Origin of the sequence: Clostridium cochlearium, assembly GCF_900187165.1 — a bacterium.
GTDB classification, from domain to species: domain Bacteria; phylum Bacillota; class Clostridia; order Clostridiales; family Clostridiaceae; genus Clostridium_G; species Clostridium_G cochlearium.
The window spans coordinates 13,609-27,719 of the sequence record NZ_LT906477.1; the positions used below are offsets into that span (position 1 = coordinate 13,609).

10 protein-coding genes, 5 tRNA genes, 1 rRNA gene and 1 other annotated feature are annotated in these 14,111 nt (G+C 25.3%); all 16 genes read left to right on the forward strand.

Features of this window, described 5'->3' with window-relative positions; translation table 11 throughout:
- The first annotated feature begins 26 nt into the window (after positions 1-26).
- The 16 genes from rrf (at position 27) to CKV72_RS00125 (ending at position 14,106) form a co-directional block, all read left to right on the forward strand.
- A 5S ribosomal RNA gene (gene rrf / locus CKV72_RS00050) occupies positions 27-143 on the forward strand.
- Positions 144-152: 9 nt separating this feature from the next.
- Positions 153-229, forward strand: a tRNA-Ile gene (locus CKV72_RS00055).
- A 5-nt stretch (positions 230-234) separates the two neighbouring features.
- A tRNA-Ala gene (locus CKV72_RS00060) sits at positions 235-310 on the forward strand.
- A gap of 94 nt (positions 311-404) precedes the next feature.
- A complete protein-coding gene (locus CKV72_RS00065) occupies positions 405-908 on the forward strand; it encodes an HDIG domain-containing metalloprotein (RefSeq protein ID WP_238021904.1) in 504 nt (167 codons plus the stop codon).
- 19 nt (positions 909-927) lie between these two features.
- The gene (locus tag CKV72_RS00070) at positions 928-1,440 is read left to right on the forward strand and encodes a transcription repressor NadR (RefSeq protein ID WP_089867176.1); all 513 of its coding nucleotides are present in this window, start codon (positions 928-930) and stop codon (positions 1,438-1,440) included.
- Between the two features lie 39 nt (positions 1,441-1,479).
- A complete protein-coding gene (locus CKV72_RS00075) occupies positions 1,480-4,143 on the forward strand; it encodes a UPF0182 family protein (protein ID WP_089867175.1) in 2,664 nt (887 codons plus the stop codon).
- A 56-nt stretch (positions 4,144-4,199) separates the two neighbouring features.
- Positions 4,200-6,437: a hybrid sensor histidine kinase/response regulator gene (locus CKV72_RS00080; RefSeq protein ID WP_089867174.1), complete on the forward strand. Its 2,238-nt coding sequence runs from the start codon at positions 4,200-4,202 to the stop codon at positions 6,435-6,437.
- 50 nt (positions 6,438-6,487) lie between these two features.
- Positions 6,488-7,873: an NAD(P)/FAD-dependent oxidoreductase gene (locus CKV72_RS00085; RefSeq protein WP_168944241.1), complete on the forward strand. Its 1,386-nt coding sequence runs from the start codon at positions 6,488-6,490 to the stop codon at positions 7,871-7,873.
- Positions 7,874-7,888: 15 nt separating this feature from the next.
- A complete protein-coding gene (locus CKV72_RS00090; protein WP_089867172.1) occupies positions 7,889-8,266 on the forward strand; it encodes a DUF1667 domain-containing protein in 378 nt (125 codons plus the stop codon).
- Between the two features lie 46 nt (positions 8,267-8,312).
- Positions 8,313-8,517, forward strand: a binding site (T-box leader).
- A gap of 49 nt (positions 8,518-8,566) precedes the next feature.
- Positions 8,567-9,847, forward strand: a complete 1,281-nt coding sequence (gene serS / locus CKV72_RS00095; RefSeq protein ID WP_089867171.1) for a serine--tRNA ligase — start codon at positions 8,567-8,569, stop codon at positions 9,845-9,847.
- 130 nt (positions 9,848-9,977) lie between these two features.
- A tRNA-Ser gene (locus CKV72_RS00100) sits at positions 9,978-10,068 on the forward strand.
- Between the two features lie 28 nt (positions 10,069-10,096).
- A tRNA-Ser gene (locus CKV72_RS00105) sits at positions 10,097-10,187 on the forward strand.
- 50 nt (positions 10,188-10,237) lie between these two features.
- Positions 10,238-10,314, forward strand: a tRNA-Arg gene (locus tag CKV72_RS00110).
- 105 nt (positions 10,315-10,419) lie between these two features.
- Positions 10,420-11,886 carry a spore germination protein gene (locus CKV72_RS00115; protein WP_095177163.1) on the forward strand — a complete coding sequence of 489 codons (1,467 nt, stop codon included), beginning with the start codon at positions 10,420-10,422 and terminating at the stop codon, positions 11,884-11,886.
- Positions 11,887-11,902: 16 nt separating this feature from the next.
- On the forward strand, positions 11,903-12,970 hold the full coding sequence (locus tag CKV72_RS00120) for a GerAB/ArcD/ProY family transporter (protein WP_095177164.1): 1,068 nt from the start codon (positions 11,903-11,905) through the stop codon (positions 12,968-12,970).
- Between the two features lie 5 nt (positions 12,971-12,975).
- The gene (locus CKV72_RS00125) at positions 12,976-14,106 is read left to right on the forward strand and encodes a Ger(x)C family spore germination C-terminal domain-containing protein (protein ID WP_157726512.1); all 1,131 of its coding nucleotides are present in this window, start codon (positions 12,976-12,978) and stop codon (positions 14,104-14,106) included.
- Positions 14,107-14,111 lie beyond the last annotated feature (5 nt).

Consider the following 14,111-nt stretch of genomic DNA (forward strand, 5'->3'; position numbering starts at 1 on the left):
TTACTCTGTGCAATTTTGAAAGAATATCTGGTGATTATAGCTAGAAGGTAACACCCGTTCCCATGCCGAACACGATGGTTAAGCTTCTAAGCGCCAATGGTACTGCAAGGGCAACCTTGTGGGAGAGTAGGACATTGCCAGATAATACATATGGATCTTTAGCTCAGTTGGTTAGAGCAACCGGCTCATAACCGGTAGGTCCGGGGTTCGAGTCCCTGAAGGTCCACCATATTTGGGGGTATAGCTCAGCTGGGAGAGCACCTGCCTTGCAAGCAGGGGGTCAGGAGTTCGAATCTCCTTATCTCCACCAAAAAAACCATGGTTAATACCATGGTTTTTTTATTTGTCCTTTATTATATATTATTGTATTATTAAATATATAATATAATAATAGGAGAGGTTATGTGAAGTTTTATAGAATAAAACAATTCTATCTAAATTTAGTAGATGAAATGAAAATTGAAGATGAAGTTTTTATAGATAAGCATTTAAATAAGTATGAAAAAGAACTTTTTAAAAAGCTTTCAAAATCTGATCAGAAACATTGTGTCAGAGTAGCATATTCTATAAAAAACAAATGTATAAATAAAAATAAAGACATTTTTTATACTAATAAATTAATAAAAATAGGACTTTTACATGATATAGGTAAAATTAATTGCAGTTTAAATATATTGGATAAAAGTATATTAGTATTAACAGATTATATAACTAGAGGTAGATTAAAAAATCTATCAAATATAGAAAAGGTGAATGTCTATTATAATCATGGAGAAATAGGATTTAATATTTTAAAAAATAAAGGATATGATAGTGACTTTTTAGATGTTATAAAAAATCATCATAATAAAAGCTGTGTATCTAATGAAGAATTAGATATATTGCAATCTAGTGATGATGTAAATTGAATAAGGAGGGAGCTTAATATTGGACTATTTACAAAGAAGAGATTATATAAAAGAAGCGTTAATAAATAGTGAATCACCAATAAAAGGGCAAGAGTTTGCAGATAAACTAGGAGTAACAAGACAAATTATAGTAAAAGATATAGCTATTTTAAGAGCTGCTGGAATTGATATAATAGCAACTCCAGAGGGATATATTATGAATAAAAAAGATAAGTATTTAAATTCTAAAATAATAGTACTATCACATAGAAGAGATGAAATAGAAGATGAACTAAAGACTATTGTTAAGTATGGAGGAATAGTAAGAGATGTTATAGTAGAACATCAATTGTATGGAGAAATAAAAGCTATATTGATGATAAAAACCATAGATGACGTTGATAAGTTTGTAAAAAAATTTAATGAATATAATGCTGAACCTCTTTTAAAGCTTACTAATGGACTACATATTCATACTATATTAACAGAAACAAAAGAACAAATGAATAACATCATAGATGAATTAGATAAAAAGAGATATTTAATAAAATAAATGTTATTTGAAAAGTTAATTTATTAAGGTGGTATATTTGTGAAAAAGAAAAAAATTATTGTACTAATATTTAGTATAATTCTATTAATAGTATTATTTTTAGATAAATTTACTTCGTTTATAATAGATTTTCAATGGTTTAAAGAGTTATCTTATACACAGATATTTTTTAAAAAATTTTTTACAATTGGAAAACTGTTTTCTGTATCATTCATAATTATATTTTTAAGTATATGGCTATATTATTTAAGTTTAAAAAAAAATATAAATTGGCAAGAGAGTAATAGAGTAAAAAAAATAATAGTTGTGTTTAACTGTATTATATCATCATTATTTGCTTGTTTTTTTTCATATAACTATTGGTATCAAATTCTTCAGTTTAATAATTCTGTTTACTTTGATATAAAGGATCCTATATTTAATAAAGATATTTCGTTTTATATTTTTAAATTACCTTTTTTACAATCTATTTACAATTTAATTTTAAAATTACTTATTTTTTTAGTAATTTATACCCTAATTTTGTATTTTATTATAAATTTGAAAGATAAGATTAAAGAAATCAATTTTAGAAAAACTTTAAATGTAAAGAGTATAAAAAATGATGTGAAAGATTTTGCAGGTAAACAATTAGCTATAGTATCAGCAATTATGTTATTACTTTTATCTATAGGATATATTATGAAGTCTAGAAATTTGGTTTATAGTCCAAGAGGCTTAATATTTGGAGCTAGCTATACAGATATAAATATAAGTTTATTAATCTATAGAATAATAATAATAACTTCTTTTATAGGATCATTAGTAGTTTTTATAAGTATTAAAAATAAAAAAATAAAGCCTATAGTTTTTTCATTAGTTTTAATTTTTATACTCATATTTAGTGAAGGAATAATATCAAAATTAGTCCAAACTTTTGTTGTTAACTCAAATGAAAAGAAACTAGAAGAGCCTTTTGTTAGATATAACATAGATTATACTAGAAAAGCTTTTGATATAGATAATATACAAGAGATAAATTTTGATATAAATAACAATTTAATGATGCAAGATATAAAAAACAATAAAGAATCTATAGATAATATAAGAATAAATTCATTTGAACCAGCACTGGAATTTTATAATCAATATCAAACCATAAGACCCTATTATATTTTTAATGACATAGATATAGATAGATATAAAATAAATGGGGAAGAAAATCAAGTATTTATATCAGCAAGAGAACTTAATTTAAAAGCTATAGAACCAAACACATGGCAAAATAGGCATCTAATATATACTCATGGTTACGGAATAGCTATGAGCAAGGTTAATTCAGTAACAGAAGAAGGACAACCTGATTTTTCTATAAAAGATATACCCCAAGTAAATAATACAGATATTCTAATTGATAATCCAAGAATTTACTTTGGAGAAAAAACTGATGAATATGCAATAATAAATACTAAATTAAAAGAATTTGATTATCCTCAAGGTGCAAATAATAAGATAACCGAATATGACGGAAAAGCTGGTATTAAGATGAATTTATTAAATAAAATAATATTTGCTATAAATAAAAAAGATTTAAATTTTATACTATCAAGGGATGTAACAAAAGAAAGTAGAATACTAATAAATAGAAATATAGTTGATAGAGCAAAGAAGATAGCACCTTTTTTAACTTATGATAATGATCCACATTTAGTAATACATGATAATAGACTTTATTGGGTAATAGATGCTTATACTACTTCAAATAAATACCCGTATTCTCAACCTTATGAAGATATAAACTATATAAGAAATTCAGTAAAAGTGATAGTTGATGCTATAGATGGAGATATAAATTTTTATATAACAAATAAGAAGGATCCAATAATATTAAGCTATTCAAAGATATTTAAAAATTTATTTAAAGATTATGCTGAAATTCCAGAAGGGATAAAAGATCATTTAAAATATCCAGAAGATATTTTTAAAATTCAATGTAAAGTATTTGAAAAATACCATATGACTGATACAATAGCATTTTTAAACGGAGATGACCTATGGGAAGTATCTCAAGATGAAAAAACTATGAATACAGATAAAGCTATAAATGAATCACCATATGTTTTTATGAAACTTCCAAATGAAAATTTAGAGGAAATGATATTATTAGGATATTTTAATATGAAACAAAGAAATACAATGGCATCTATGCTAGCAGCTAGAATGACTGGAGATAACTATGGTGATTTAGTTATGTATAGATTTCCTATTCATAAAACTATATATAGTCCGTACTTCTTTAAACAAAAAATAAAACAAGATCCTCTTATTTCAAAGGAATTATCACTTTGGAATATAGGTGAAGGTGGAGCAAAGGTGCAATTTGGAGATACTATTATTTTACCAATAAATAATTCATTGTTATATGTAGAATCTATGTACTTAAGAGCAAAAGGGAAAAATAGTGCGCCAGAGGTTAAAGGAATTATAATGTCATATGGAGATAAAATAGTTTTAGATACAACTATTGATAAGGCATTAAATAAATTATTTAGTAAACAAGAAGATAGTAAACAAGAAAATATAGAAGATAATAAGATTAATTCTATGAAAGAAGCTAAAATAATATATGATAAGGCTATTGAAGCACAAAAAAATGGTGAATGGGGGAAATATGGGGAATATATTAAAAAACTAGGAAATATATTGGAATATATGGTAAAATAAACTTATATTACTTAAAAAATACTTGTAAAAAATAAAATATATATGAGAGGTACAGTATGGAATCCTTGTATGATAAAATGATGAATTGTAATAAAAATAATAAAATACTATATATAAATACAGATTTTATTATTAAAAATAACAATACAAAAGTAATTAGGGATTTTATTTTATATTCTATAAAAAATGGAGAAAAAACTTTTATATTTACAGATGATTTTTTGTATACAGATTTAAAATTAGTTTTTAATAATAAATACAATATTATAAAAGATTATTTAAATAAAAATATTTTAAGTATTAGATTTTATAGTAAATCTAATGTACTAGATGATTTAAATAAATTTTATAAAATATTAGAAGAAGAAATTAAATATAGAAATAAAATCAATATAATTTGGGATTTTAAAAATTTATCTAGATATATTAATAAGATGAAAAAAATTAATATGTATATATCAAAACTAAATTTCAATGATGAGGGAAAAATTAGAAATTTGGTTTATGTTAACAATTATTGCAATTTAAATATGTTTGAAGATTTATATATGGAGTTTGAAAGTATTATTGTATTAGACAGAGATAAGGAACTATATTTTGATGGCAATGAAGATTTATCTAAAACTTTATGGCTATTGAATTCAAATGCCCAATTAAGATATCAAAATGAAAATCTTCTTTCTTTTAATAGTACTTTTTCTAATATGCCTAAAACTTATAATAAGGCTGAATTTACCCAATTAGTAATGAAAAAACTAAAGGAAATATGTAATATAGATTTTTGTATTATGTATAGTAAAAATAAATTAAAAGAAAATGTACTAGGATTAGATAGTTATTTAGGTATTACTAAAAAACACAAGTACTATATTATGAATCATAGAAATTTAATATTATATCAAAAATCTATAAATAAAGATACATTAGTTAAAGAAACAAGTAAATATATAGATTTTACAAAAATAGAAGATAAAGAATTAAAAACAATATTATTACAAGAATTAGATATATATTCTGTAATTACAATTTATGTTGAATATTATGACTTAACTAAAGGTGTAATTTCTATAGGAAGATATGGACATAATAGGAGAATGATAAAAGAGGAATTAAGACATTTGAATTCAATATGTAAAAGTGCATTTTGTATTATACAAGAACAAAATAAATTTTTTGAATTACAAAATAAATTTATAGAAAGTGAAAAATTAAGGGCTATGGGAGAAATGGCGGCAGGAATAGCACATGATGTTAATAATGTTTTAACTCCCATAGTTGGAAGTATTCAACTTTTAAAGGATAATAATGAAAAAGATAAGAATCTAATTAAACAATTAGAGGTTATAGAAATATGTGCTTATGATGGTATGAATATAACTAATAAAATTAAACGTTTTACTAAAAAATATAACTTAAATTATGGGTTAGAGACTTTTAATATAGATAATATAATAAGAGATTCAATAAATCTTACTAAAAATAAATGGCTTACAGAAAGTGCCTTAAATGGTATAAACATAAATGTGATTTCAAAATTAAATTCTAATGCAAAAGTTAAAGGAAATGAAACTGAAATAAGAGAGGTCTTTATAAATATAATAAAAAATGCCATAGATGCTATTTCGGAAGAAGGCTACATAGAAGTAACATCACAGGTAAAGAAGAACAATGTAATAATAGAATTTAGAGATAATGGTGTAGGAATGAATAGAGAGGTTATAAAAAGAGCCTTTGAACCTTTCTTCACTACAAAGGGTAAAAAAGGTTCAGGATTGGGATTAAGTGTTTCATATAAAATAATACAAGATCATGGAGGCACAATGAAAATAGAAAGTAAGGAAGATTTTGGAACTGTATTTTACATTGAACTTCCAATTTGTGATTATATAAAAGATATTAATTTTAATAAAAAGAATGTTAAAGTTAATTTTCAAGGAAATGTATTAGTAGTGGATGACCAATATGAGGTAAGAAAAATTATATCAGATATGATAAAATCTATTACAAAAGCTAAAGTTAAAATTTGTGATAATTCTAATATAAAAAATGAAATAAAGAAGAGAAATTATGATATAATAATTTGTGATTTTTCTATGCCAGGATTAAATGGGATACAGATATCCAATATAGCTAAAAATATAAATAAAGATATATTCTTTTGTCTCATGACAGGTTGGTTAGGGGATTTTGACGAAAATATGATAAAAAATATAGATCATATTTTAAATAAACCAATAAATCTTGATAAGTTAAAAAATATATTCATAACTTATGAAAATTACAGATATAAATAAATTTATATAATATACTTACTGATATTAACTTACCGAAGGGAATGAAAGTAGTGGATTACGATGTACTCATATTAGGAGGAGGCATAGTAGGATGTGCTATAGCCTATGAATTGTCCAAGTATAGTTTAAATATAGCATTAATAGAAAAGGACTATGATATTGCTGATGACGTTGCATTATTTAATTCTTCTATAGTATATGATGGTGTAGAGAGTAAAGATACTTTAACTGCTAAATTAGAGATGATGGGAAGTAAGATTTTAGATGAACTTTGTCCTAGAATTAATGTTCCATTTAAAAGAAGAGCGTCTATATTAATAGCTCAAAATGAAAATGATGTAAATAAGTTGCAAAATGTATATAAAAGATCTAAAGATAGGGAAATTGATGATGTATATTTAATGAATAAAGAAGATGTTAAAGGTCTTGAGCCATATTTGAATGTGGAAGTAAAAAAAGCATTATATTCTAAAAATACAGGTATAATATGTCCTTATGATTTAGCAATAGCTTATGGAGAAATTGCTTTTGATAATGGAGTTAAGTTTAGATTAGAAGAGGAAGTATTAGATATAGAAAAAATTACAAAAGGATTTAGAGTAGTAACAAATAAAAATAAATTTACTTGTAAAATGGTTATAAATACCACACCAAGACAAAATTATAATATAGATAATTCTAAAAATCTTAGAAAATCAGAAGGATATTTAAATTATTTTATATTAAATAATGAGAATAATTATAAACATAATAATTTATTATTTATACTTGGAAAAAATGAAGAAGACTTATTTAAAGTTCATTCATTACAGGGAAATACTATATTAATATTAAAATCTAAAAAATGTATATCTTATACTGAAGCATTAGTAAAAGTTAAAAATATAGTTTCCAATATAGATGAAGAAAAAATAGATATATTTTATCAAGAACCATTTTACAAAGAAAGTGCTATAATAGATGAAAGTTTAGTGGATACAGGATATATAAAAATATTAAGCAAACATTATGGAGAAGTAACAATGACTCCAGCTATAGCTAAAATGGTATGTGAAACAGTTGTAAGTAATTTAAATTCCATGGTAAAAAAAGATTTTATAGATAAGAGAAGAGAAGTTTATAGATTTAGGGATTTATCTAATGAAGAAATAGATAAAGTAATAAAAGTAGATAAAAGATATGGAAATATAATTTGTAAGTGTCAAAAGATATCAGAAGGGGAAATAATAGATGCAATTAGAAGACCGTTAGGAGCTAGAACTCTTGAAGGTATAAAGAGGAGAACAGGAGCTACATATGGGGAATGTAGAGGATCTGGATGCTTAAATAAAATTATAAAAATACTTGCAAGAGAAACAAATAAAAAGGTAACAGAAATAGTAAAAGACTCTAAGAACTCTGTAATAATAGGAGCAAGAATAAAAGAATTTGATTAAGATAAGGGTGATACTATGGTTAAAAGCTTTTTATGTAAAGAATGTAATAATAAATGTGCTATATCTATTGATATATATGGTGAGAATAAAGAATATATGGATATAAAAGGAAATAAGTGTGAAAAAGGTATAGAGCAGGCAAAAAAGGAGAAAGAAAATAATAAAGATATTTTCACTAGCATAGTCAGAATAAAAGGATCAGATAATTATAATGTAGTTCCAGTAAAAAGCAATAAACCTATTGATAAATCATTATGGGTAGAATGTTCTAAGGCATTAAGTATGCTCCATGTGGGTGCTCCTATAAAAATAGGAGATGTGGTATGTAAAAATTTATTAAATACAGGTGTAGATATAATATGCACAAAAAATATTAAAAAGTATAAAGATTGATTTGACAATAGCAAATTTAAAATATATAATAAAAGTTAAATTCATATTAAAACCTATGAAAAGGCTAGTAGCAATATAAAAGTAATTAGAGATTCAGTGGTTGGTGAAAACTGAAACTATTTATTTTGTGAATCCACCTTGGAGGGATTGTGATAATAAACAATACGTTAAGCACGTTAAGCTTATATTCAAAGAGGATTAATTATGTATTAATCAATTAGGGTGGCAACGCGGAGTCTTTCGTCCCTTTTATAGGGTGAAGGACTTTTTTTAATATAAAAATATAGGAGGGCACATAATATGCTAGATTTAAAAAGAATAAGAAATAATCCAGAAGAAATAAAAAAGGCATTGGCAGATAGAGGTGAAGAATTTGATGTATCTGTTATAGATAAAATAATACAATTAGATGAGGAAAGAAGAAGTATATTAGTAGAAGTTGAATCATTAAAAAATAAGAGAAAGCAAGAATCAGCGAAAATACCTCAATTTAAAAAAGAAGGAAAAAACGTAGATGACATAATGACTGAAATGAAGGAGCTTGCAGGAAAAATAAAAAAATTAGATGAAAAATTATCAGAAATTGATGGAAATATAGAATATATAATGTTGAGAATACCTAATATACCAAATCCAAATGTTCCTAATGGAGATTCAGATGCAGATAATGTTGAAATTAGAAGATGGGGTGAACCTACAAAATTTGAATTTGAACCAAAAGCTCATTGGGATTTAGGGGTTGATTTAGGTATATTAGACTCTGAAAGAGCTGCTAAAGTTACAGGATCAAGATTTACTTTTTATAAAGGTTTAGGTGCTAGACTAGAAAGAGCGGTAATAAATTATTATTTAGATACTCATATAGATGAACATAATTATACAGAAGTTTTTCCACCATATATGGTAAATAGAAAGAGTATGATAGGAACAGGTCAACTTCCTAAATTTGAGGAAGATGCTTTTAGAATAGATGAATATGATTACTTTTTAATACCTACAGCAGAGGTTCCAGTAACAAATTTATATAGAGATGAAATATTAAATGGTTCAGATCTACCAATCAAACATGTTGCATATAGTGCATGTTTTAGATCAGAAGCAGGATCAGCAGGCAGAGATACAAGGGGACTTGTAAGACAGCATCAGTTTAACAAGGTAGAACTTGTTAAATTTACTAAACCAGAACAATCCTACGAAGAGTTAGAAAAACTAACAAATGATGCAGAGGAAGTGCTACAAGGATTAGGAATACCTTATAGAGTTGTGAGGATATGTAAAGGAGATTTAGGTTTTACAGCTGCATTAAAATATGATATAGAAGTTTGGATGCCAAGTTATAATAGGTATGTAGAAATATCAAGTTGTAGTAATTTTGAAGATTTCCAAGCAAGACGTGCCAATATAAAATATAGAGAGAATGCAAAAGATAAACCTAAATTTGTACACACATTAAATGGATCTGGAGTAGCAGTGGGTAGAACAGTTGCAGCCATATTAGAAAATTTCCAACAAGCTGATGGAAGTATTGTTATACCGGAAAAGTTAAGATCTTATATGGGTGGAAAAGAAATAATAAAGTAGTAAATAATATAAGTTAAATAGAGAATTTATCTTAATATATAAGATAAATTCTCTAAAATAAAATAAAAATTTTAAATTTATATTGACAATATGATTAAAGACTGATATAATCGTTTATGTCATCAAAAGTGGAAAGATGGTCGAGTTGGTTTAAGGCACCGGTCTTGAAAACCGGCGTACGGGTGACCGTACCGTGGGTTCGAATCCCACTCTTTCCGCCAATTTTATAATGATTTAAACGTAGAGCTTGGAGAAATACTCAAGAGGTCGAAGAGGCGCCCCTGCTAAGGGCGTAGGTCGGGTAACCGGCGCGAGGGTTCAAATCCCTCTTTCTCCGCCATAGCACCTAGTGAACTAGGTGCATTTTTTGAAAAAATATAAATAATATGCGCACCGGTAGCTCAGTTGGATAGAGTAGCTGGCTACGAACCAGTTGGTCGGGGGTTCGAATCCTCTCCGGTGTACCATAAAAGGGTTTTCACGAATATTCGTGAAAACCCTTTTTATATAATGAATATAAAATAACTATTAGGATAAAATAAATGTATTAACAATAATATGGTGATAGATTTATGTCAAACAAATATAACATTGAGGAAAATATAAACATTATAATAAATGAATTAAATAATAATAGTGAATTAATAATAAAAAGATTTCTAATTGGAATAAAAAATCCTATAGATGTAGCTATCATTTATATAAATGGTTTAGTAAATTCTGATCTTATAAATAGAGATATACTGAATCCTCTAATGATAGAGATAAGGGAAGATTTATCGGAAATATTATATTTAAGTGATTACCTTTGTAAAAAATATATATGTATAAGTGATGCGCAAATAGAAGAAGATGTAAGAAAAGTTGTAAACCAAATAAAAAATGGGAAAACTGTATTAATAATTAATCAATGTAAGGACTATATACTTATGGATACTAAGGGGGGAATGTATAGACAAATATCTGATGCGCAAAATGAATCTTCTATAAGAGGGCCTAGAGAATCTTTTATAGAGAATTTTGAAGTCAATATAAGTTTAATAAAACGAAGAATAAAAGATAAAAATTTAATTATAGAGAAAACTGTTGTAGGAAAGAGGACTAAATCAAATATAGCTATTATTTATATAAAAGATATAGCAGACTCTAATATTGTAGAGTATATAAAAGAAAGAATAGCTACTATAGATATAGATTCTATAGCAGCATCAGGTACATTAGGACAATTAATAGAAAATCACACCTATAGCGTATTTCCACAGTTTTATATAACGGAAAGAGTTGATGTAATACAATCTAATATTTTAGAAGGTAAAATAGCAATTATATTAGAAGGAGCAACTCAGGTAATAAGTGCACCATCTTTATTTATTGATTTCTTTCAAGCAGTAGAAGATTATTATGAAAGATTTATAGTAGCTTCTTTTTCAAGAATAATTAGATTAGTATGTGCTTTTATAGTAATAACATTACCATCTTTATATTTAAGTGCTATTAAGTATAATTTAGAGATTATACCAGTTAATTTTGTAGTACCTATATTAAGATCTAGAATAGGAATTTCATTAAGTCCTTTTTTTGAAATAATTTTAATGGAGCTAGTTGTAGAAGTTCTAAGAGAAGGTGGACTAAGACTTCCTAATAAAATTGGTCAGACATTAAGTGTAGTAGGAGGAATAATAATAGGACAAATGGCAGTAGAAGCTAAAGTTGTAAGCCCTGACACACTATTAATTGTAGGAATAGGTGCAGTGAGTACTTTTGTAATTCCAAACTATGAAATGACAATAAGTATAAGATTATTAAGATTTCCAATGTTGATAATATGTAATTTATTTGGTTTATTAGGAATTGTACTGTTTTGGTATGTTATAATGGTTCATTTATTATCTTTTGATAGTTTTGGAATACCTTATATATCCATGAATCCATCAGATATGAAAGACATTTTTATAAGAGCACCTGTACAATATTTAAATAAAAGACCTAAAGATATTGCTGCTAAGGATAAAATAAGACAAAAAACTTCTAAAGAGTAATATAGGAGGTTTAAGTTTGAAAAAGAAAAGTGATTTGTTAACCTCCATAGAATTCTTTACCATAATTGTTGGTAGTATGATGGGAATAAAAGTATTAACGTTACCTAGGGATGTTTCAAGTTGTGCATATGAAGATAGTTGGATATCTATATTAATAGCATCAATATATCCTATATATTTACTAATATTAGGTATTCATATATCCAAAAAAGAACCAAATCATAATATATTATATTTAAGTAAAAAGCATTTTGGAAATATATTGGGGAATATTTTAAATTTCTTTTTTTCGATAACGTTATTGTTTTATGTTTTTAATTTATTAGTTACAGTAAGTTATATACTAAGCAACTATTTATCCTATTTTTTACCACAAAGTAAAATTATTATACTTATAGGAATAGTTTTATTATATACAGTTTTAAAAGATTTTAAATTAATATCCAGATTAAATTTATATAATTTTTTTATAGTTATATTGTTATTATTAATTCCAATAACAGTATTTAAAGAAGGAAGTATATTAAATATACAACCCGTATTTAAATCTAATTTTAATAGTTTAATAAGAGGTGCTTACTTAGCATTACCATCTTATTTTGGATTTGAAATATTTTTTTTAATATATCCATATGTAAATAAGAAAGAACAAATTAAAAAAAGCTCATTTATAGCTATTTTATTTATAATATTATGCTATACTTGGATTCAATTTACTTGCTTATATTATTTGGGTTCAGATGTAGTAAATAAATTAAACTGGCCATTTATATCAATTACAGAAACTTTTATAGTTCCTTTAATACAAGATTTTAGATCAATATTTATATTTCTATGGATTAATGTAATATTAAAAACCGCAAGCAATTACTATTTCTTTGGAACTATTGTATTAGAAAGTATATTAATAAAATTTAATAGAAAATATATATGCCTTTTAATTTTTCCTATAATAATATTTATAGCTACTTCTTTTACGAATATTGCTGACATAAATGAATTAACATATAAATTAGAACCTATTTTCATTTTATATAATATTATTTATATAACGTCAATCAGTATAGTTATAAAAAAGAGTTGATGAAAATGAGAAAAAAAGATAAAAGTAATAAGATTTTGATAATATATTTTATTATAATTATTTTAATAGCGGGAATAAATGGAGAAACTAAAGTTGAATATGGTGAGAATTTAGCAATACCAATAGGAGTAGGATATGACTTAAAAATTAAATCAGATAACGAGCCTGTATATAAAATACCAATAAGTTATTATTTGTTTCAAATTAATGAGAATATAACAAGTAAGGTGAAAACTGGTGAATCAATATCTGTGTTGGAAACACGATCAAAGAGACAAATGAAATTGGATAAAAAGTTTTTTATAGGTTTAGAAAAAGTTTTTTTATTTAATGAAGAGATGGCTAAAGATGGAATAGATAATGTTATAGAATTAATTTTTAATAGTACAAAAATGAATGAATATGCTCATATAGCAGTTTGTAAAGAAAAATCATCAGACATATTAGCCCATAAGATAGAAGGATATGTAAGCTCTGCAGATTATATAGAAGGTATATTGAAGAGCTTAAAATTTGGATACTTTTTTGAAGATGAGTTTAAAATTATAGATATATATACACGTATGTTATCTGAAGGAAGAACTGTTTTAATGCCATATATTGAAATGTGTGAAGAAGATATAGTTGTTACAGGGCTTGCTTTATTTAAAAATTATAAAATGATTAAAAAGTTGAATTTGCAAGAAGTAAAAATTCTTAATATATTAACTAGTAAAAATGGAAATGGAGAATTAGTATTAATAGATAAATTTAATAGACGTATAAGTGCATCTGCATTAAGCAATAGAAAGGTAAAAGTATGGAAGGAAAAAGATAAATTTAAATTTTTAATAAATATAAATTTAGACCTCACTATAGAAAATGATCAATTTGGTAAAGGAATATCAACATATAATAATAGTTCAGAAAAGGTAATAAAAATGTTTAATGAACTTGTTGAAAGGCATTGTAAAGATTTTATTCGTAAGATGCAGGATGAATATAAAATAGATTTGCTAGAATTAGGAAGAATAGCAGCAGCTAAATATGGAAGAAGAACGGGAGTAGACTGGGATGAAGTAGTAAGCGATAGTGAAATAGATATTAAAGTTAATAGTAAAATTGTAACCACAGGTAAAGGAAATTTTAAACATTAATTAAT